Annotated in this window: 18 protein-coding genes; 3 read left to right on the forward strand and 15 right to left on the reverse strand. The window is 69.0% G+C overall.

Annotation, left to right across the window (positions count from 1 at the left end):
- Positions 1-276: 276 nt before the first annotated feature.
- The 15 genes from OG214_RS01890 to OG214_RS01960 form a co-directional block, all read right to left on the reverse strand.
- Positions 277-570, reverse strand: coding sequence for a hypothetical protein (locus OG214_RS01890; RefSeq protein WP_405983517.1), 294 nt, complete (start codon positions 568-570; stop codon positions 277-279).
- Positions 571-589: 19 nt separating this feature from the next.
- Positions 590-1807 (reverse strand): MFS transporter, encoded by a 1218-nt coding sequence (locus OG214_RS01895; RefSeq protein WP_405983518.1) that lies wholly within the window; start codon positions 1805-1807, stop codon positions 590-592.
- Positions 1804-2808 (reverse strand): LLM class flavin-dependent oxidoreductase, encoded by a 1005-nt coding sequence (locus OG214_RS01900; protein WP_363086102.1) that lies wholly within the window; start codon positions 2806-2808, stop codon positions 1804-1806. Before OG214_RS01900 ends, OG214_RS01895 begins: the two co-directional genes overlap by 4 nt.
- 29 nt (positions 2809-2837) lie before the next feature.
- Positions 2838-3062, reverse strand: coding sequence for an acyl-CoA carboxylase subunit epsilon (locus tag OG214_RS01905; protein ID WP_382853768.1), 225 nt, complete (start codon positions 3060-3062; stop codon positions 2838-2840).
- A 20-nt stretch (positions 3063-3082) separates the two neighbouring features.
- Positions 3083-4654: an acyl-CoA carboxylase subunit beta gene (locus tag OG214_RS01910; protein WP_363084208.1), complete on the reverse strand. Its 1572-nt coding sequence runs from the start codon at positions 4652-4654 to the stop codon at positions 3083-3085.
- A 37-nt stretch (positions 4655-4691) separates the two neighbouring features.
- On the reverse strand, positions 4692-6692 hold the full coding sequence (locus tag OG214_RS01915; protein ID WP_405983519.1) for an SDR family oxidoreductase: 2001 nt from the start codon (positions 6690-6692) through the stop codon (positions 4692-4694).
- Positions 6693-6695: 3 nt separating this feature from the next.
- A complete protein-coding gene (locus OG214_RS01920; RefSeq protein ID WP_363084206.1) occupies positions 6696-7643 on the reverse strand; it encodes an aromatase/cyclase in 948 nt (315 codons plus the stop codon).
- Between the two features lie 61 nt (positions 7644-7704).
- Positions 7705-8490 carry an SDR family NAD(P)-dependent oxidoreductase gene (locus tag OG214_RS01925; protein ID WP_405983520.1) on the reverse strand — a complete coding sequence of 262 codons (786 nt, stop codon included), beginning with the start codon at positions 8488-8490 and terminating at the stop codon, positions 7705-7707.
- Between the two features lie 15 nt (positions 8491-8505).
- Complete coding sequence (locus OG214_RS01930) at positions 8506-8775, reverse strand: acyl carrier protein (RefSeq protein ID WP_363084204.1); 270 nt, start codon at positions 8773-8775, stop codon at positions 8506-8508.
- Positions 8776-8788: 13 nt separating this feature from the next.
- A complete protein-coding gene (locus OG214_RS01935) occupies positions 8789-10018 on the reverse strand; it encodes a ketosynthase chain-length factor (RefSeq protein ID WP_363084203.1) in 1230 nt (409 codons plus the stop codon).
- Positions 10015-11295 (reverse strand): beta-ketoacyl-[acyl-carrier-protein] synthase family protein, encoded by a 1281-nt coding sequence (locus tag OG214_RS01940; RefSeq protein WP_363084202.1) that lies wholly within the window; start codon positions 11293-11295, stop codon positions 10015-10017. The genes OG214_RS01935 and OG214_RS01940 overlap by 4 nt, the downstream gene beginning before the upstream one ends.
- Entirely contained in the window at positions 11292-11618 is a 327-nt protein-coding gene (locus OG214_RS01945; protein WP_363084201.1) for a TcmI family type II polyketide cyclase, read from the reverse strand. Before OG214_RS01945 ends, OG214_RS01940 begins: the two co-directional genes overlap by 4 nt.
- A gap of 16 nt (positions 11619-11634) precedes the next feature.
- Positions 11635-13098: an FAD-dependent monooxygenase gene (locus tag OG214_RS01950; RefSeq protein WP_405983521.1), complete on the reverse strand. Its 1464-nt coding sequence runs from the start codon at positions 13096-13098 to the stop codon at positions 11635-11637.
- A gap of 124 nt (positions 13099-13222) precedes the next feature.
- Positions 13223-13648 carry a hypothetical protein gene (locus OG214_RS01955; RefSeq protein WP_363084199.1) on the reverse strand — a complete coding sequence of 142 codons (426 nt, stop codon included), beginning with the start codon at positions 13646-13648 and terminating at the stop codon, positions 13223-13225.
- Between the two features lie 429 nt (positions 13649-14077).
- A complete protein-coding gene (locus tag OG214_RS01960) occupies positions 14078-15235 on the reverse strand; it encodes a response regulator transcription factor (RefSeq protein WP_405983522.1) in 1158 nt (385 codons plus the stop codon).
- A 1760-nt stretch (positions 15236-16995) separates the two neighbouring features.
- On the opposite strand from OG214_RS01960, the gene OG214_RS01965 reads away from it, so the two are divergent.
- The 3 genes from OG214_RS01965 to OG214_RS01975 all read left to right on the forward strand — a co-directional run bounded on the left by OG214_RS01965 (position 16996) and on the right by OG214_RS01975 (position 20391).
- Complete coding sequence (locus OG214_RS01965) at positions 16996-18756, forward strand: biotin carboxylase N-terminal domain-containing protein (protein WP_405983523.1); 1761 nt, start codon at positions 16996-16998, stop codon at positions 18754-18756.
- Between the two features lie 92 nt (positions 18757-18848).
- Positions 18849-19427 (forward strand): TetR/AcrR family transcriptional regulator, encoded by a 579-nt coding sequence (locus OG214_RS01970; RefSeq protein ID WP_383032483.1) that lies wholly within the window; start codon positions 18849-18851, stop codon positions 19425-19427.
- Positions 19428-19551: 124 nt separating this feature from the next.
- Complete coding sequence (locus OG214_RS01975) at positions 19552-20391, forward strand: SDR family NAD(P)-dependent oxidoreductase (protein WP_363085773.1); 840 nt, start codon at positions 19552-19554, stop codon at positions 20389-20391.
- The last annotated feature ends 6 nt before the right edge of the window (positions 20392-20397 follow it).

Below are 20397 nucleotides of genomic sequence, written 5' to 3' on the forward strand. Positions count from 1 at the left end.
CGGCATTCCCCGCCATCGAGTTGGCCGCTCGGGTCAGCCGCGCCTGTACGCACCGTGTTGGGCGGTATCTGGCGCGGCAGTTCGTCGACGTGGGTAGAGGAATCCCGGCCGTGCCCGACGACATGAACCCGTACGGCATCGTGGACCGCCTGCTGGGACGGCCGGCACCGGGCTCGTACCTGAGCCTGACGCACCGCACCAGCGGCTTCGCCCCGGACGTCTGGAAGGCACAGGACGAAAGTGCGGCGCGGTGCCGCACCCCCAACCGTCCGTACTTTAAGGGGACGCGGTGGTCGCGTCCTTCGTGAGGCAGTACGTGTCCCGTACATCGGGGTACGACGTCAGGAAGAAGAGCAGCAGTTCACCCTTCTTACCCTTGGTGACGCCGATGTCCCAGGCGGCTTCCTCAGGCGGCGGCTCAGTGCGGGAGGCCGCGTCCACCCGGTCCACGAGGCCGGACGGGCTCGGTGTGGCGGCCGGTGTCCCCTCCTCCGGCGCAGGGGCATCCGGGCTCACCTCAAGTCCGAACCGTCCGTCGCGGACACTGCCCACGAGGACGGCCGGTTTCAAGGGCCTTCGGGCTGGTCGGTCACTGCGGGGTCCTTTCCTCAGGAGGGTAGGCGCGCAGCCCTCCGACCGCGGCACCGAGGCCGAGCGCCCCGGCCAGGGAGACCGCCAGGAGTGCGGGACGGTAGCCGTCGGGCGCGGTGAGCAGGGCGCCGACCACAGGCAGCATGACGACGCTACCGATCTGGACGCCGGCCTGATAGACCGGCATCGCCGTGCCGCGCAGCGCCGGTCCGACGCTCTGTGCCGCTTGCATGTTCAAGGCCGCGAACGCCAGTTGAAGAGCGATTCCGACCAGCAGGAGCGCTGGCAGCGGGCCGGTCGCGTACGAGGTCGTCTCCGGGCGCAGCAGGAGAAACGTCACGCCCGCGAACGCTGAGAGGGCCCCGGTGGCAATCAGCCTCGGGGTACCGAACCGCTCGACGACACGCCCCGCGAACCCGACCGAGAGCGCCAGCGGCAGACAGGCGGGCAGCAGCGCCAGCGAGATCTGCCAGGGCCGCCAGCCGAACGCGCCGCTCGTCCACAGTGTTATCAGCAGCAGCCCGATGAAGGTCCCGTTGAGGGTGGCCGCGCCCAGGGTGGCGCGCATCAGGGGACCGTTGCACAGGATCGCCGCGGTGAGCCGCCGCGGCGCCTGCCGTACGGAGTCCGGAATCACCCGCAGTCCGCACACCAGCAGCACCAGCGCCACCGGGGCGGGGAAGAGGAACGTCCACCGCCAGCTGTCGGCGACCAGCACCCCGGCGAGCAGCAGCCCGACGGTGAACCCGGCCGCGCCGAACAGCGAGTAGACCGACAGCGCTCTGCGCTGCCGCGGCCCGTCGGGGAACGTGGCGGTGATCAGCGTCAGCCCGGCCGGGGCGGTCAGCGCCGCGCAGGCCCCTTTGACCACCCGGGAGGCGATGAGCAGCGCCAGGCTGTCGCTCAGACCCCCGATGACGGAGGCCGCGGCGAAGACCAGCATCGCCGCGAGATAGACCCGGCGCAGTCCCCACCGGGCGGAGATCACCGGTCCGGACATCAGCATCGCGGCGAATCCGAGGGCGAAGCCACTCATGAGCCACTGCACCGACCACAGCGTCAGCCCGAGGTCGGCCCCGATCAACGGGAGGGCCACGAGGACCACCGAGACCTCGATGGCGTCGAGGACCATGTTCCCCGAGAGGACCACCAGCAGCAGTGACCGGCCGCGCTCGGTCCGGGCGGGAGCCGTCCGGTCGACGAGCGGCTCACTCACCGCCCGGTACCCCCCTCCTGCTCGGTGCCGGACAGCTTCGCGAGCAGTACCGGCAGCCGTTCGCTGATCAGCTCGATGTTCCTCGCCACCAGGTCGTCCGGCATCCCCGCGATACTCGCCCAGAAGATGAGGTGCTTCACCGGAAGCCCCTTCGTCCGCTCGTGGATGCGAACGGCGGCATCCTCCGGGGTGAGGATCTCCAGCGTGGCCCAGGATCCGTCAGCGGGACGGTCCGGGAAGTCGTCCGGCCCGAGCAGCGGCGGCTTGGGATGGTCGGTGCCCTCCACCGACCCCTGCCGGTAGGTGTTCATCTGATGGGCCAGATGGGGCGCTATCCGGGACCAGGCCGCCTCGGGATCGTCGGCGAGGATCACCGGCAGCAGGTCGGACACCCGGGCGATCTCCGGATCATGGCCGCCCTCGATCAGACCTTCACGGTAGTGCTCGAACAGCTTGTGCGAGATATGCAGCAGACCGATGCCCAGCCGGCCCGCGATGCGCACACCGCGCGGGCCGTAGAAGCCGCCCCACACGGGCACCGGGCTCTGGACGGGCCCTGGCGTGATACCGCCCTCGGCCCACAGTCTGCGGACCTCGCGGATGTTCCGCTCGACCATGGTGAACCGGCGGCCGAACTCCGCGTCGAAGAGGTTGTACTCGGGCACCCGGTATCCGGCGCCGACACCGAGTTCGAGCCTGCCGCCGCTGATCAGGTCGACGATCGCGGCGTCCTCGGCGAGCTGGGCGGGCTTGCGCAGATTGGGCAGCACCACCGCCGTGCCGATACGGACACGACGTGTGCGGGCCGCCGCCGCGGCGGCGAAGGTCAGCGGCTGCGGCAGATAGCCGTCCTCGAAGAGATGGTGCTCGGTGAACCAGACACCTCCCGCACCGCGCGCGTCCGCCTCCTCGCAGAACTCCAGTGAGCGCGCGTAGTGGTCGGCCCAGGGCCGGTGCCAGGCGTTCGGATTGCGCAGGTCGAAGAGAATCCCGACATCCATGCTCCGGTCTCCGTTCAGCGTAGGGGTGGTCAACGGGGGCTGTCCTGCCAGGTCCTCGGGCCCGGGAAGTCCCGTGACCGCTCGGGGCGGCGCCACCGGGCCGCGGCCCGCGCCCGCCCCTCGGTCTCCGGCGCCGCGGCGGTGAGGCGCTGGAGCAGGACCGCGGTGATCGCGCCTAGCTCGTGCAGGTCCGGCTCGCCCTTCTCGATCCGCAGGAGGAGCGGTGCGTACGCGCGGGCCGGGCCGTCGCTCACCGGTCCGACCGTCGGCGCGGTCACTGCGGCGGGTTCCCGTGCTTGCGGCGCGGCAGGTCGGCGTCCTTGCGTTGCAGCATCGCGAACGCCCGGATCAGGACGGCGCGGGTGCTGCCGGGATCGATCACATCGTCGACGAGTCCGCGTTCGGCGGCGTAGTAGGGGTGCACCAGCTCCCGCCGGTACTCCTTGATCTTCTGCTCGCGAGTGGTCGCGGGATCCTCCGAGGCGGCGATCTCCCGCCGGAAGACCACGTCGGCGGCGGCCTCCGCGCCCATGACCGCGATCTCGTTGGTGGGCCAGGCGAGCGCCAGATCCGTACCGATCGAGCGCGAGTCCATCACGATGTAGGCCCCGCCGTAGGCCTTGCGCAGAATCAGAGAGATACGCGGGACCGTGGCGTTGCAGTACGCGTACAGGAGCTTCGCGCCGCGCCTGATGATGCCCCCGTGCTCCTGGCTCACGCCGGGAAGGAAGCCGGGCACGTCGACCAGCGTCAGGAGCGGGATGTTGAAGGCGTCGCAGAACTGAACGAATCTGGCGCCCTTCTCACTCGCGGTGATGTCGAGGACGCCGGCCAGCGCGGCGGGCTGGCTCGCCACGACCCCGGTCACCTGCCCGTCGAGCCGGGCGAGCGCGCAGACCAGATTGGGTCCCCACTGCGCGTGCACCTCCAGGTAGTCCTCGTCGTCGACGATCTCCGCGATCACCGTGCGGATGTCGTAGGACCGGTTGCCGTCGAGTGGCACCAGGTCGAGCAGCCGGTCGACCCGGCGGTCTGCCGCGTCCCCGGCGGGCACGGCGGGCGGCAGCTCACGGTTGTTGGACGGCAGCATCGACAGGAGGGAGCGCACCTCGGCGAGGCAGGTCTCCTCGTCGTCGTGGACGAAGTGCGCGACCCCCGAGACCCCGCCGTGGACATCGGCGCCGCCGAGCCCGTCCTGCGAGACCTCCTCGCCGGTCACCGTACGGACCACGTCCGGGCCGGTGATGAACATCTGCGAGATCCCGCGGACCGCGAAGACGAAGTCGGTGAGCGCCGGGGAGTAGGCCGCGCCCCCCGCACACGGGCCCAGCATCACACTGATCTGCGGGATGACTCCCGAGGCCCGGGTGTTCCGCTGGAAGATCCCGCCGTAGCCGGCCAGCGCCGACACACCCTCCTGGATACGCGCGCCCGCGCCGTCGTTGAGGGAGACCAGCGGACAGCCGGCCGCCATGGCCATGTCCATGATCTTCTGGATCTTCTGTGCGTGGGCCTCGCCGAGCGCGCCGCCGAAGATCCGGAAGTCATGCGCGTAGACGAACACGGTCCGGCCCTCGACGGTGCCCCAGCCGGTGACGACACCGTCCGTGTGCGGCCGCTTCGTTTCGAGCCCGAAGCCCGTCGCCCGGTGCCGCCGCAGCGGCTCGACCTCGGTGAAGCTCCCGGGGTCCAGCAGGAGGTCGACGCGCTCGTACGCGGTCAGCTTGCCCTTGGCGTGCTGGCGCTCGGTGGCCTCGGGATCGGCCCCGAGCCGCGCCAGCTCCTTCAACTGCTTGAGCTCGCCGAGCTGGTCGGCGATGCTCGGCGGTCCTTGAACCGTCGTCATCGGTCCTCCTGTTGTCTCGTGTGCTCGCCCTGGGCGGTCAGCCCAGGAGGGTCCCGCCGCTCGCGTCGATGAACGCGCCGGTGATCCAGCGGGCCTCGTCGGTGGCCAGGAACGTCACCACGTCCGCGACATCCACCGCCTCGCCGACCCGTTTGAACGCCGAGAGCTGAGCCATCTGCTCCACGGCCTCGGGGATGTCGAAGACCGGGCTGCCGTTGTTGGTGATGCCGGGCGCCACACTGTTGACGGTGATACGGCGCGGGGCGAGATGCCGGGCGAAGTGCAGCGAGATCTGCTCGATCGCGCCCTTGGTCATCGCGTACGCGGTCTGCTCGGGGTTGGCGAACCTGGTCAGTCCGGAGGAGATGTTGATGATCCGGCCGCCGTCGGGCAACAGGGCCAGCGCGCGCTGCACGATGAAGAACGGGGCCTTGGCGTTGACCGCGAAGAGCCGGTCGAAGTGTTCGGGGGTGATGTCCTCCGGGGCCACCCCGGCGGCGGTCTGCCGGCCCGCGTTGTTGACCAGGATGTCGAGCACGGTCTCACCGGTCCGCTCCTTGAGCCCGCGCTCCAGACCGAGAAACAGTTCGTGCACATCACCGGGCACGCCGAGTTCGGCCTGTATGGCGAAGGCCCGGCCGCCCTCCCGCTCGATCAGCCCCACGGTCTCCTGCGCGGCCCGCTCGTCGGAAGCGTAGTGAACGGCGACCAGCGCGCCTTCCCCGGCCATCCGCAGCGCGGTGGCCCGGCCGATTCCCCGGCTCGAACCGGTCACCAGCGCCGTTTTGTTCGTGAGCCTGTCCATCCTGGTACTCCTGTCCCTTGGTGTCGTTGTGGCGGCTGAAGCGGCGGCGGGCGGTGGCACGGCCGTGGTACCCGGAACGTCAAGGCCGCTGATCATGCGCGCCAGCCGGGCGCGGACGCCGTCGAACCGCATCAGCTCGGCGAAGGTCTCCCGGAGCGCGTCCACCTCGTGCCCGCCGAGCAGCAGGAAGGACTGCGCCTGGATATTGGTGAGTGTGCGAGCGCCGACGGCATGGCGTACCGCGTGGTAGCCGTCGAGTTGTTCCTCGCCCGCTCCGCCCGCGAACCGTTCGACGAGCCGCGCACCGAGTTCGGCCGCGTCCTGCAGACCGAGGTTGAGTGCCTGTCCGCCGACCGGCATCTGCGCGTGGGCGGCGTCACCCGCGAGGAGTACCCGGCCCCGGCGGTACCGGGCCACCTGGCGCCGGGTGTTGTCGAAGGCGTTCAGCCACAGCGGTTCTCCGTGGCCGATGTACTCGCCCGTCACCTCCGCCCACGCGCCGACGACCTCGGCGAAGTCCGGTTCGCCGGCGCGTGTGCGGGGCGTGGCCCCGAACACATGCACCATGACCCGGGTGCTGCCGTCCGGCCAGCGGTGTGCGGTGGCGAGTCCGTTCCGCAGCCGTTCGAACCGTCGGTCCGGGATGTCGATCCCCGCGACATCGGCCCGCAGCATCTCCCGGGTCGCGTCCTGGCCGGTGAAGTCGAACCCCGCGAGCCGCCGTACGGTGGACCGCCAGCCGTCACAGCCGACCACGTAGGAGCCGATCGTCTGCTCCTTCGCCCCGTCGGCCCTGACGGTCTCGACCAGCACCTGGCCGCCCCGGTCGGCCAGGCCGACCAGCCGCCGTCCGCGCCGTATCCGCGCTCCCAGCTCGACGGCCCGTTCCTGGAGCACCGCCTCGATGCGAGCCTGCGGGCACTTCCACTGCCCGGCGTACGGATGGCCGGGGTCGGCCCGGGTCAAGTCGAGCCGAATGCCGCCGAAATGCCCCGGCCCGCCGTCCGGGAGTTCTCCGAGGCGGTCGAGGATGCCACGCTCGGCGAACACCTCCATCGTGCGGGCGTGCAGGGTGGACGCCCGCGACTCGGTCATCGGCTCGGTCAGCCGCTCCACCACGATGGTCCGCACGCCCCGGGCGCACAGATCACCGGCGAGCAGCAGCCCGACCGGGCCCGCGCCGACGACCACCACATCGGTGCCCACGGGGGCTGGGGACGTCTGGGCGGACATCGGTCAGCGCCGCGCTTCCGCGTACTCCTTGGCGTGGCCGAGTGTCGCCCGGCTGTTGGCGCCGAGCGCCTCACGGATGAACTCCTTGGCTTCCGCGATGCCCGCGTCCGGACCGAGGACCGCACCGATGTTCCCCGCGTTGATCACCACGGTGTGCTGGGAACTGGCGGTGGTGACCCCGTCGGTCTCCTCGTCGAACTGCCAGTACCCGGTGTGCAGGGTCATCAGCGCGGGCAGTGTGGTCTGCTTGTAGGCGATCCTGCGGTGCGGGAGGCACACCCGGACCGATTCCGTGGTGTGCGCGGAGCCGTCCCGGGTGAGCGTCTCCATGCGCAGTACCTGGAGACCCGGGGTGTCCTCGGTCAGATTCACCTTGGCCACGTGCGGGAGCCGCTCGGTCCACAGATCGGCGTCGTTGACGAAGCTGTAGAGGTCCTTGGCGGAACCGTCGACCTGGACGGAGTCCACGAAGGAGAGCGTCAGCTCCGCGGTCCGCGTCGCCTCCTCAAGTCCGGCCTTGAGCGAGGGGAGTTCGGAGCGGCTGTTCTCGTCGACGGCACGGTCGACCCAGGCCAGCCCTTCCGGATCGTCGTCGACGGCCCGGTACTCGTGCCGCAGGCGCAGCCGGGTCTCCCGGTCACCGCGCGGCTCCATGATCCAGGTGCCGCTCATCTCCGCCACCGGGGGCGCGGTGACCTCCTGCCGGAAGGTGATGCGCAGCCCCTCCGGGTCGAGTTCGCGCAGCGACGTCCAGTTCTTCGCCTCGCCGTTGGCGGTGGCCCAGATCCGTATCCGTTCCCGGTTCCCGTCGCGCTCCACGTACTCGACGTACACCGACGGCGGGAACAGCCTCGGCCAGTTCTCGACCTCCGCGAGCAGGCGATAGACCTCGCCGGCGCCCGCCTGGACCGTGATCTCGTGTTCGACCTTGCGGCCGGCTTGCTCGGACACGCGTTTCTCCTTACACCGTCACGTCATCGGGAATCGCATACGCGGGCCCGGGGGCCCGGGGTCAGAAGTTGCCGAGCCCTCCGCAGACGTTCAGCGCCTGCGCGGTGATCGAGCCGGCGAGATCGGAGGCCAGATAGCCGACCAGGCCGGCGACCTCCTCGGGCGTCGAGTACCGGCCGAGGGGAATCTTGGCCTGGAACTTCTGCAGGATCGCGTCCTCGGTGGTGTCGTACGCCGCCGCGTAGCCCTGCCGGACCCGCTGGGCCATCGGCGTCTCCACATAGCCGGGGCACACGGCGTTGACCGTGACACCGGTCGGAGCGAGCTCGTTGCCGAGTGCCTTGGTGAAGCCGACGACGCCGTGTTTGGACGCGGAGTACGGTGCGCCCAGCACCACGCCCTGCTTGCCCGCCGTGGAGGCGATGTTGATGATCCGGCCGCGGTCCTTCGCCCGCATCCCGCCGGCGTTGAGCACCTCGCGGGTCACCACGAACACACTGGTGAGATTGGTCGCGATGACGTCCGACCACAGCTCGTCGGCGAGGTCGGCGGTCACCCCGCCCCCGCTGCGGCCCGCGTTGTTGACCAGGACGTCGATCGTCCCGTACCGGGCGACCGCGGCCTGCACCAACTCCGCGACATCCTCCTTGGAGCGTACGTCGGCGGTGGTGCCGTCCACCTCCAGCCCCTCGCCCTGCAGGCTCTTGACCGTGTCCGCGACGGCCTTCTCGTCACGGGCGCAGAGGAACACCCGGTGTCCCTGCTCGGCGAGAAGACGGGCGGCGGCGAGACCGATCCCACTGGTCGCACCTGTGATCAGGGCGGTCCTGGGCGCGTTGTCAGTCATGATGGCGTCCTCCGGTCAGACGGCCCGCGCGGCGGGCAGATGGGCGTTGACGAGATCGATCAGCGCGCGCGGGGTGACCGCCTCCGCCAGCGCCGCCTCGTCCAGGCTGATGCCGTACTCCCGCTCGATCCGGCCGGCGGTCTCCAGCATCGCGAGCGACTCGTAACCGAGATCGGTGAACGAGGTGTCGGCGATGTCTCCGCCGAGGTCGACCTGCTCGTCCGCGCCCGCGCCCTCCAGGAGGATGGGCACCAGCTTGTCGAGGGTGAATTCCGTGTCCGACATGTCCGGTCCTTCGTCAGAGTTGAGAGCGGTCCACGGCCCGCAGGACCATGGCGGAGTTGAATCCGCCCTGGCCGCGCGCCAGTACAAGGGCGGTGCGCGGTGCCGCCGGACGCGGCGTACCGGTCACCAGGTCGATCTCGTACCTGCTCGACAGCGTGGAGCCCACCGTCGGCGGAATGATTCCGTCACGCATCGACAGGAACGCGGCGGCGAGGTCGAGCGGTGAGGCGCCGGAGTAGAGCCGGCCGGTCGTCGTCTTCGGCGCGGTCACCGGCACCCCGTGGGGTCCGAAGACCTTGGTGATCGCCTCCGCCTCGACCCGGTCGAGCTCTGGGATCGCGGCGGCGTCCGCGAACACCACTCCGATGTCGCCGGGGGCCAGACCCGCGTCCTCCAGGGCGAGTTCGATCGCGTGCTGCAGCGTCGGCGTCCGGTCACTGCCGGGCCGGGGATCCACCGTGGACGCGTGGCCCGCGATTTCACCGTAGATGTGCGGAGCGTCGCGCTCCAGGGCGTGTTCGGCGCTCTCCAGCACCAGCAACGCCCCGCCCTCGCCGGGGACATGGCCACCGGCCCGGTCGTCGAAGGGCAGATACGCCCGCTCCGGATCCTCGCTGACACTCAGCCGGCCGCTGGTGAGCTGGGCGACCCACCCCCATGGGCAGATCGACGCGTCGACCGCGCCGGAGATCACCATGGCGGTGCCCTTGCGGATCTGTCTGCGGGCCTGCGCGACCGCGTCGAGTCCGCCCGCCTGGTCGCTGACCACAACACTGCTCGGTCCGCGCAATCCGCTGCGGATGGAGATCTGACCGCTGTTGACCGCGTAGAACCAGGCGAAGGACTGGTACGCGCTGACATACCGGCCGCCCTTGCTCCACAGCGCCCTGAGCTCGTTCTGGCCGAACTCGAAGCCACCGGAGTGGCTGGCCGTGATAACCCCGACGTCGTAGTCGGGCAGCTCCTCCGGGACGACGCCCGCGTCCGAGAACGCCCAGTCGGCGCTGACCAGGGCGATCCTCGTCATCCGGTCGGTCTGCGGAAGCAGCCGGCCGGGCAGGTGGTCCTCGGCGGCGAACCCGGTGATCTCACCCGCCAGTCGCGCCGGGTAGGACGAGGGATCGAACCGGGTCACGCGGCCGATGGCGTTGCGGCCGGCCAGCGTCGCCGACCAGTACTCCTCCAGACCCAGCCCCGTCGGCGCGGCCACCCCCAGTCCGGTGACCCAGGTCTTCGTGGTCATCGTGTGCTCCGCTCGGGGTTCGCCAGCACGACCGCGCTCTGGAATCCGCCGAATCCGCTGCCCACCGACAGCACCGCATCGGTCTTCCAGACGCGGGCGGTCAGCGGTACGTAGTCCAGATCGCACTCGGGATCCGGCTGGTGCAGATTCGCCGTCGGGGGCACCACGTCGTTCGTCATGGACAGCACCGAGGCGGCGATCTCGATCGATCCGATGGCACCGAGGGAGTGCCCGACCATCGACTTGATGGAGCTGACCGGCGTCCGGTAGGCGTGCTCGCCGAGGCTGCGTTTGAACGCGGCGGTCTCGTGCCGGTCGTTCTGCTTGGTGCCTGAGCCGTGCGCGTTGATGTAGTCGATGTCCTCCGGGTTGAGCCTGGCCTCGTCGAGCGCCACCCGGATGGCCTCGGCCATCTCCTTGCCGTCGGGACGCAGACCCGTCATGTGGAACGCGTTCGAACGGGTCGCGAAGCCGGCCACCTCGGCGTAGATCCTGGCACCGCGGGCGCGGGCGCTCTCCAGCTCCTCCAGTACGAACACGGCCGCGCCCTCGCCCAGGACGAACCCGTTGCGACTCGCGTCGAACGGCCGCGAGGCGTGCTCGGGATCGTCGTTGCGGGGAGTTGTGGCCTTGATCGCGTCGAAGCACGCCACGGTGATCGGGGAGATGGGCGCGTCGGCCGCGCCCGCGATCATCACATCGGCCGAGCCTTCCCTGATCACGTCCGCCGCGTAGCCGATGGCGTCCAGACCGGATGTGCAGCCGGTCGAGATCACGGTGCTCGGCCCCTCGGCGCCTACGGCCCACGCGACCTCGGTCGCGAACGAGCTGGGCACCAGGTAGTTGTAGAGATGCGGTACGGCGTAGTCGTGGTCGACCAGTTCCAGCCGGCCGCCGTCGCTGACGACGCGGTACTCCTGATCCAGGCCGGTGGTCGCCCCCACCGCGCTGCCGATCGTGACTCCGGTACGGTGGGGGGTCAGCGCGTCGAAGTCCAGCCCGCTGTCGGAAACCGCCTCGCGGGCGGTGACCACGGCGAACTGCGCGGCCCGGTCCATCCGCCGGATCTCCTGCGGGGTCAGCCCGGACAGTTCGGTGTCGAAGTCGACCTCTGCGGCGACCTGTGAACGGAACGGCGACGGGTCGAAGAGGGAGATACGGCGGGTGGCGGTCCGTCCGTCGGTGAGCAACTGCCAGAAGCCCTTGACGTCCGAGCCGCCCGGCGCGGTCACCCCGACACCGGTGATCACCACCCGACGGCCCCGCGCGCCGCTCATGACGCCGTCCAGCTGTAGAAGCGACGGGCCATGGCGTCCGCGGGCGAGCGCCAGGTCGTGGGGTCGTAGGCGTCGATGTGGGGCTTGAGGTCCTCGCTGATCCGGATGAACCGGGGATCAGTCTTCGCTTCCTCGATACGACCGGCGCCGTTGTCCTCGTCGAAGTCCTGCAAATGGAAATAGAGGCCCCGGTACTCGAAGAGCTGGCGGCGCCGGGTTCCCATCCGCGCCGGCATCTCGGTCCCGTCGAAGGCGCCGAAGATCTCCGCAACGTCCCCGGCTGACCCGAGGGCCATCCTGGCCACGATCAATGTGCTGTGCATGCTTTCCCTCTCCTCGTCATCGTCCCGGCCCGAACCAGCGGTCCAGGGCCATCGGTAGGTCGGCGTGGCTGCCGGGAGCGGTCCAGGCCACATGTCCGTCGGGGCGCAGCAACGCCGCCGAGATCCCCGTCGGCGGACCGTCGGACGGGGTGTCGCGGACCGTCGCCGTCACGATGTCGACCCGGTCGGTCCACCTCTGCGCGCGCCGTCGCAGAGCGGCGTTGTCGTCCAGATCGAGGAGCACTCCGCGGGCCGGCCGCAGAAGTTCCCAGGTGGTCGTGTGCTTGTTCCCGCGGACCAGTTCGAGCTGCGGCATCCGTGCTCCGAGCAGCGGGTTCCCGCCGCCGCCGACGTCGTACTCGATGTCCAGGCCGCTGACCTTGGCGGCCAGATGGCGCTCGGCCTCGGACCGCTCCAGCAGCTCGCCGAGGACCTCACGGAGCGGGCCTGCCTCGTCACCGCCGAGGATGAGCGTGCTCTGCGCCCGGGTGTTCAGCAGCAGCCTGCGGCCGACCTCGTACCGCTCGCCGTGGTAGCTGTCGAGCAGTGCCTCGGAGTGTGTTCCCCGTACCACGGCGGCGAGTTTCCAGCCCAGGTTCACCGAGTCCTGGATGCTGGTGTTCATCCCCTGTCCGCCGGCGGGGAGATGGACGTGCGCGGCGTCACCGGCCAGCAGCACCCGGCCGCGCCGGTACTCGGTGACCTGACGGGCGGCGTCACTGAACGCGCTGACCCATACCGGCTCCGCCATGGAGATGTCGGTGCCGGTGAGGCGCTTCCAGACATCGGAGACCTCGGTGAAGTCGGGCGCTCCGGTCCGCCTCCGCGGTGGCGTCCCGCGTTCCCCGACGATGATCCGGTGGATCCCGCCGGGCAGCCGCGCCACCATCACCATGCCGCCGGCGGTCTGCTGACCGGCCATACGGGGTTCCAGCTCGACTCCCCGGACATCGGCGAGGAAGAGTTCCGTGGTGGCGGGGGTGCCGGGAAAGTCGAAGCCCGCGGCCTTGCGAACGGTGCTGCGCCCGCCGTCGCAGCCGACCAGATACCGGGCCCGCAGCGCCCGGTCGCCGCCCCGCACGGTGACGCTCACTCCGTCGGCGTCCTCCGTGAGCCCGGTGAACTCCTGCCCGCGCCGGATGTCGGCGCCCAGATCCCGGGCCCAGCTTTCGAGCACGGCCTCGGTCGTCGACTGCGGCACGGCCTGCGCGGATCCATGGGCGGCACCCAGCACGCCCAGATCGAGCGGCAGACCACCGAAGTGCCCCGCCTCGCTGGTCTGGATCTCGCCGAAGCGGGGCAGCAGACCCCGCTGGTCGAATACCTCCATGGTGCGGATGGTGAACCCGATACCGCGTGACTCCCCGGTACGTGCGGGCAGCCGGTCCAGCACGATGACATCGACGCCTGCCAGGCGCAGTTCTCCGGCCAGCATGAGCCCGGCGGGCCCAGCACCGACGACAATGACTGAAGCGTCCATATGATTCTCCACGAGTGACGGCGTCGGCTTCGGCGGAACCAGCAGTCCCAAGCAGTGTCCGGCTCCGGAAATGACTCGGCGGCTTCCCGGTGTTCAGGAAGAAGCCGCTCATCACGGTGATTCCTTATTGCTTCTCGACATTGGAAGCGATCCGCGCCAGAACATCGTTGGCAGCGAGGAACTCGGCCTCGGAGATACCGGCGAGCGATTCGGCCGCGTGGGCATTGACCAGCGATTCGGCCCGCTCGTGCGCCGCCGCGCCGGATTCGGTGAGCGTGAGGGAGCCGTCCTTCTCCGCGACCCAGCCGCGGCCCTCGAACCCGTCGACGACCGGCCGGTACGAATCGGCCCCGTCGACGGCCAGGAAGGGAGCGAACGCGTTGTCGATACCGGCGACGGTGTCCACCTTGATACTGATCGCGTGCAGCACCTGCCACTGCCGCCGATTCAGATTCTCGCCGGACAGCGCGCGGGCGGTCGATTCGTCGAACAATTGATGCAGATACAGAAGCCAGTAACCGATACGCTTCGTGGTGTTCTGCTGGAGCATGGAAATTACCTCCCCGGTACGGCGAGTTGCGCATACGGACCTGCGGACGATCACCCGCGACCAGGGCATTCCTGCCGTCGAACCGAGGCGCGGCCCTGCCGATCAGATCCCCGACCCGCTCCAAGGAGTTATCGATACGGCGTGGAGAATCTCGAATCGAGCTGATGAGTTCGCGATCGCCGGGGGTTCACATTCGATCACCCGACAGCCTTACTCTGGCATCTTCTGTCAGTGGGCTACAAGGGGAGACCTGACAATCTACGGTGGAACCGCAGGGTTTGAGAGTCTACGGTGGAACGCAGGTTTCATGACGAGGGGGACCGGTCGGTCCTCCTCGTATTCCGTACCTCCGTCAGTTCCGTCCGCGACAGCGGAAAGCGCCGCTCACCTCGGTGAAGATGAGCGGCGCTCCGAGCGGCTTCCGGGCCCCTATGAAACAGTGTTCATCGCCGTGACGAGTTGCCGCCGGCCGGAGATACCGAGTTTCCGGTAGACGCTGGAGAGATGGAACTCGACCGTACGAACCGTCAGAAAGAGCGTCTCCGCGATCTGCCGATTGCTGTATCCGGCACGGGCGAGTTGGGCGATCTTGTCCTGTTGCCGGGTGAGCAGACGGGCGGTGTCGGAGCCACTCTGGAGTCCCAGTGCGCCCCGGACGCGCTCCGACCAGAAGACATTGCGGCACTCGCGCGCCACCGCGTCGGCGGCCTCCAGCCGGCCCCGTCCCCCCGGCACATCCTTCTGCCGGAGAAGCAGCATGCCCAGGTCGTAGAGGGCCTGGATCAACTCAGTGCGGGCACGGCCCACTTCCAGCAGTTTGACGGCCTCGTCGAGCAGGGGCACCGAGGTCTCGTCCCGGCGCGACACCGCCACGGCGTGCAGTGCCGTTCCGATACTGCGCGGCGAGCCCCACTTCCTCGCCGCGATGAGCTCGTCCCCGGACAGCGCGAGCGCCAGATCGTATCTGCGGGCCGCCAGCGCGGCGAACGTGGCCTTCGAACGCCAGGGAATGACCGCGGGGTTGGCGACATTGAGGGCGTTCAGAATCCGGCCGCAGTCCATGTACGCGTCGACTGCCTGCTGGAACTGGCCCATCGCCGCGTGAAGAGCGCCACGCGCGGCCAGGATGTGCATCCGGTCCGGCAGACACGCGTCGAGACGATCGGCCAGTCCGTGGTCGAGCAGTACCTTGTGGGCGCTGTCGAGTTCGCCGATCTGCACGAACGCCTCGACCAGCCAGGCGACCGCGAGACAGGTCAGTGACCTCGACGTTCCGCGGGTGAGCAACGCACCGAGCATGCCCGACGCCTGACGCGCGTCCCCCGACAGCAGGAGACTGCGCGCGCGCAGCAGCGTGAGCAGATCCTGGTGACAGGCCGAAGCGACCCAGACGGGGTCACTGGCCAGCCGTTCGCACTGCGCGTTCGCGGACGCGAGGTCGCCGGTGTAGAGCAGCGTCAGGATCGCCAGCCACATGGAATACGGCTCGCTACGCAGCGCGTCCGTGCCGAGGACCCAGTCCGTCTCCGTGGCGACCATCGCACGGTTCGCCCCGAGGTTGGCCAGTTCGATGTTGCGCAGGACCACGCGCTGCCCGTTGGACGGTAATCGCTCATCGTGGTCCAGGACGGAAGCCGCCGGTATATAGGTGGTGGTGTCCCCTTGGTGGGAGACCGGCCCCGGGGGTGCGCAGTCCCTCCCGCTCTTCGCATCGCGGCCCGCGGTGCCTCGGGGGCGCGATCCCACAGGGGCCGCCCGTTCGGAGAGCAGCGTCGGATCTTCGCTGATGACGCGCCTTTCCTGGAGTGACCTGTGGTTTTCCGGGAGCCGGGCCGTCTGGCGACCTCGAGGGGCCTTGGTGGCACGCGCCTCCGCGGCTTCACGGCTTGAGGTCGGCTCCGCGCGGCACAGTGCCACAAAAGATCTCTCATCGGGCGGAAGCAAGGAACTCTCCTTGACGTGGTGAATCGCTCAACACCGGCGCAATCGGCCACTGTCGTCGGCTGTGGAGGGATGGCAGAAGCGTCTCTCTGTCGCGCGTCCGCAGAACCGGAGCGCCGACTGCCCGACGCGCATCGTCGCGGACGGACTGGGAGGGTGCCGGGCGGGAAAGACGTGGACGACATCGGTCCGGCAGTCGGGGCCGGTCGGGCATATTGCAGGGCGCGCCGCCCGTGTCACCTGTCGGTGATGACCGAGGGACGTCATTGCGTTCGACTACGAACGGACAGCACTGTCCGGTGCAGCCGGGGGGAATTCCTTCGTGAGGGTCGTCCGGACGGAGTGATGGGGGACGGCACGGCACCACCCGTGCGCGGGAGTCTTGCGTTGCCGATCCTCGGGTCCGTGAACCACCTCTACGAAGAACGCGGAACTGCAAAGTTGTCGTTCGACTGTAAATCAGGGCATGGCATATACCAAGCCCCACCCGGCGGCAAGCGCCAGAGTGGCCGATTCCATCCCGTCCTCGTCCGTACCGCGAAAACTGACACCGGCCCTGTCCTGCCAGCTCAGTCCTGACAAATGCGCGTACTCATGTACGGCTCCCGGCGTCCGCCCGCCGGTCTCATTGGTCTACCTGCGGCACCTTCTCCCCCGCACAGTGCCGGTTCTGGTCTTGCGTGCGGCGACTGGGCAGTTCGCCGGTGGCAACTCAACGGCGGTGTCCCGGCCGAGAAATCCTGGTTCATGCCGCACCACGAGCCTTCTCAGCCATACCTCGGGCGTTCTTACGGATCCCCCGTAGGTTCTGCGATCAACTCTTGTCGCATGCAAACAAGCATGTCAGCATCGTGCTGCCGGCAAATAAGCAGATCGTCCCCCAGGGCTTCGCATTCGATCGCGTACTCAATGTTTCCACTACGATGCGAACAGGAAAAGGCCGATGTACTCGAAAGTTTCCGCGAAGTAAACGCCTTGCAAAGCAGCCCGCCCTGTCTGCCCGGGACACCAGGTTTCCGGAAGATTTCCGATATCGAGATGATGTCGCTGCTCGGCGGGGAACGCGAAAGAGAATGGAATGAGTGAAACCGTCTCGCCGCTGATTCCGGCTTCCAGAGCATCAGCGAGCCCGGTGCCGGGAAGGTGACACGCTGATCCTTCGACCGAGCTGACGGGCCGTCGTACCGGCGACGCACATATCGTCACGCCGGAGTGCCACCCCAGGCGCGATGGAAAGCCGGTCCGTGGCCGCCCGCTGTGGACGGGACCCGGCTCCCCGCTCTCGATGCCCTCGTCCATGGCGCCCCGGGCGGATCGGTGGCCCTGGCCGTCTTGAGGTTCCCGGCCGCGGAAGACCTCCAGGAGTGCCTCCTCGAAACCAGGGGACCGACACGAAAGGCCTCATCGTGCGCAAGGTGCTCATCGCCAACCGAGGCGAGATCGCTGTCCGCGTCGCCCGTGCCTGCCGGGATGCCGGGATCCTGAGCGTAGCCGTCTACGCCGACCCGGACCGGGACGCCCTGCACGTCCGCGCGGCCGACGAGGCGTTCGCCCTGGGCGGTGACACCCCGGCAGCCAGCTACCTGGACATGGCCAAGGTGCTCCAGGCCGCGAAGGATTCGGGCGCGGACGCGATCCACCCGGGCTATGGATTCCTGTCCGAGAACGCGGAATTCGCCCAGGCGGTCCTGGACGCCGGGCTGACCTGGATCGGCCCGCCGCCGCAGGCCATCCGCGACCTCGGTGACAAGGTCGCCGCCCGCCATATCGCACAGCGCGCCGGCGCCCCCCTGGTGGCCGGCACCCCCGACCCGGTCACCGGCCCGGACGAGGTCGTGACGTTCGCCGAGGAGCACGGTCTGCCGATCGCCATCAAGGCGGCCTACGGCGGCGGCGGACGCGGTCTCAAGGTCGCCCGCACCCTCGACGAAATCCCCGAACTCTACGACTCGGCCGTCCGCGAGGCGGTCGCCGCCTTCGGCCGCGGCGAGTGCTTCGTCGAGCGCTATCTCGACAAGCCCCGCCATGTCGAGACCCAGTGCCTGGCCGACACGCACGGCCATGTCGTGGTCGTCTCCACCCGCGACTGCTCCCTCCAGCGCCGCCACCAGAAACTCGTCGAGGAGGCCCCCGCCCCCTTCCTGACCGACGCGCAGAACGCCGAGCTGTACACGGCGTCCAAGGCGATCCTCAAGGAAGCGGGGTACGTCGGCGCGGGCACCGTCGAGTTCCTCGTCGGCACCGACGGCACGATCTCCTTCCTCGAGGTCAACACCCGTCTCCAGGTGGAGCACCCGGTCACCGAGGAGGTCACCGGCATCGACCTGGTCCGCGAGATGTTCCGGATCGCCGACGGCGAGCCGCTCGGCTACGACGACCCGGCCGTGCGCGGACACTCCTTCGAGTTCCGTATCAACGGCGAGGACCCCGGCCGCGGCTTCCTCCCCGCCCCCGGCACGGTCACCGCCTTCACCCCGCCCACCGGCCCCGGCGTCCGGCTGGACGCGGGCGTCGAGTCCGGCTCGGTCATCGGCCCGGCCTGGGACTCCCTGCTCGCCAAACTGATCATCACCGGCGCCACCCGCGAACAGGCCCTTCAGCGCGCGTCGCGCGCGCTCGACGAGTTCACGGTCGAGGGCATGGCCACAGCGATCCCCTTCCACCGCAAGGCCGTCACCGACCCCGCCTTCACCTCCAACCCGTTCAGCGTCCACACCCGCTGGATGGAAACCGAGTTCGCCAACGACATCCCGGCCTTCACCTCCCCCGCCGGCACCGGCCCCGACACCGACGAGGAACCCGGCCGCGAGACCGTCGTCGTCGAAGTCGGCGGAAGACGCCTCGAAGTCTCCCTCCCCACCAGCCTCGGCATGACCCTGGCACGCACCGGCCTCGCCGCCGGCGCCAAGCCCAAGCGCCGCGCCGCCAGGAAATCCGCCTCGGCCGCCTCGGGCAACACCCTGGTCTCCCCGATGCAGGGCACGATCGTGAAGGTCGCCGTGGAGGAGGGCCAGGAGGTCAAGGAGGGCGACCTGGTGGTCGTACTGGAGGCGATGAAGATGGAACAGCCCCTCAACGCCCACCGCACGGGCACGATCAAGGGCCTCGCCGCCGCGGTCGGCGCCTCCCTCACCGCCGGCGCCACCGTCTGCGAAATCAAGGACTGAACCGAATACGCCGACCTCCTCGGAGGATGGAGGACCCGAACGGCGATCGGCATTCACCCGTACGGGACCGATTGGTCTGCTACAGTCGGAACATGCCCAGGAAACCTGCTCCCGATACCCGCGAGCGCATTCTGGACGCCGCTGCCGATCTCTTCGACCGGCGGGGCGTGCACGCGGTCGGAATGCAACAGATCATCGACGAACTCGGGTGCGGCAAGCAATTGCTCTACCGGGAGTTCTCCAGTAAGGACCAGTTGGTGGTGGCCTATCTCGAGCGGTCCGCCCGAGCCTGGGAACAGACCGTGGTCGCCGTGTGTGCCGTGGTGGACAAACCGGAGGACCAGTTGGTCGAACTGGTCCGAACGGTCCAGGGCATGGCGCCGAACACGAGGGGCTGCCCACTCCGCAACACGCACGCGGAATTTCCCGATCCCGATCACCCGGCACATCAGGTTTCCCTGAAGCATTTCCAGGACGTGCGCGAGCAATTGCGTGAACTCGCACGCCGGACTCCGGCCGCGGACCCGGACAAGCTCGGCGACCGGATCATGCTGATCATCGACGGTCTCTACGTCAGCGGGTCGACCTTGGGTCCCACCGGCGCCGCGGCAACGGCCGTCGGACTCGCCCGGGACGTGGTTCGGGCAGAAATCGCCGCCGCGGCCGTCTGATTCTTTTTCCACTGCTCGCCCAGTGGTTCTTTTTCCACTGCTCGCCCAGTGGTGGAGTCTGCCCTGGGGCGGGAGATTTTTTGCAGCACACAATTTGCCACTCAGTGCTCCGAGGAGGATCACGATGAAGACCATTGTCGTAACAGGGGGCACCTCAGGCATCGGGCAGGCGCTCGCGCACACCTATCTCGACCGGGGTGATCAGGTCGTCATCCTCGGTCCGGATCCGGCGAAGGGGAAGAAGTTCCTCGACAGGGCGGAGAAGACGGGCGCGGCCGACCGGGCCTTCTTCATCGAGGCCGATCTCAGCCTCGTCAGCGAGAACCAGCGCGTCATCGGGGACATCAAGACGAGGTTCACGGCGGTGGACGTCCTCGTGTTATGTGCGCGGTATTTCCGTAGCTATCGAACGGTGACTCCGGAAGGATTCGAGCACAATTTCGCGTTGTACTACCTCAGTCGGTACCTGCTCGGATACGGCTTGGCCGACCAGATGGACAAGGCCGACCGTCCGATCATCATGAACATCGCCGGCCCGGGTGCGGGAACGGCGGGCATCCAGTGGAACGACCTCGGGCTGAAGCACGGCTACGACGGCTGGTCGGCCATGTTCCAGGGTGGACGGCTGAACGACCTCCTCGGCGTCTCGTTCGCCGACGAGAGCAAGGGGCATCGCGCCCGGTACGTACTGCTGTTCCCCGGTGGGACACGCACCGGTTTCGCGGGCGACTTCGACCCTGCCACCGCGGCCTACGTCGACCGGATGAAGAACGCCGCGCAGCCGGTCGAGTTCGCCATCCCCCCGATCGTCGAGATCATCGACGCTCCGCCCCGGGAACCGCTGAGCGCCATTGTGGAGGGCACGCCGCTCAGTCTCCTCCGCCCGGCTTTCGACAAGGACGCCGCGGCACGGCTGGACAGCATCACGCGGGAGCTGTTGCACAACAAGCTCAGCGCCTCATAGCAAACG

It is taken from the genome of Streptomyces sp. NBC_00872, from assembly GCF_045161915.1.
In the GTDB taxonomy this organism is placed as follows: Bacteria; Actinomycetota; Actinomycetes; order Streptomycetales; family Streptomycetaceae; genus Streptomyces.

Coding starts and splice junctions, on each gene's coding strand:
- OG214_RS01910 (WP_363084208.1), bottom strand. CDS start 4,654: ATGACGACGGTTCAAGGACCGCCGAGCATCGCCGACCAGCTCGGCGAG.
- OG214_RS01970 (WP_383032483.1), top strand. CDS start 18,849: ATGCCCAGGAAACCTGCTCCCGATACCCGCGAGCGCATTCTGGACGCC.
- OG214_RS01975 (WP_363085773.1), top strand. CDS start 19,552: ATGAAGACCATTGTCGTAACAGGGGGCACCTCAGGCATCGGGCAGGCG.
- OG214_RS01955 (WP_363084199.1), bottom strand. CDS start 13,648: ATGCTCCAGCAGAACACCACGAAGCGTATCGGTTACTGGCTTCTGTAT.
- OG214_RS01915 (WP_405983519.1), bottom strand. CDS start 6,692: ATGTCCGCCCAGACGTCCCCAGCCCCCGTGGGCACCGATGTGGTGGTC.
- OG214_RS01945 (WP_363084201.1), bottom strand. CDS start 11,618: ATGCACAGCACATTGATCGTGGCCAGGATGGCCCTCGGGTCAGCCGGG.
- OG214_RS01935 (WP_363084203.1), bottom strand. CDS start 10,018: ATGACCACGAAGACCTGGGTCACCGGACTGGGGGTGGCCGCGCCGACG.
- OG214_RS01930 (WP_363084204.1), bottom strand. CDS start 8,775: ATGTCGGACACGGAATTCACCCTCGACAAGCTGGTGCCCATCCTCCTG.
- OG214_RS01925 (WP_405983520.1), bottom strand. CDS start 8,490: ATGACTGACAACGCGCCCAGGACCGCCCTGATCACAGGTGCGACCAGT.
- OG214_RS01940 (WP_363084202.1), bottom strand. CDS start 11,295: ATGAGCGGCGCGCGGGGCCGTCGGGTGGTGATCACCGGTGTCGGGGTG.
- OG214_RS01950 (WP_405983521.1), bottom strand. CDS start 13,098: ATGGACGCTTCAGTCATTGTCGTCGGTGCTGGGCCCGCCGGGCTCATG.
- OG214_RS01900 (WP_363086102.1), bottom strand. CDS start 2,808: ATGGATGTCGGGATTCTCTTCGACCTGCGCAATCCGAACGCCTGGCAC.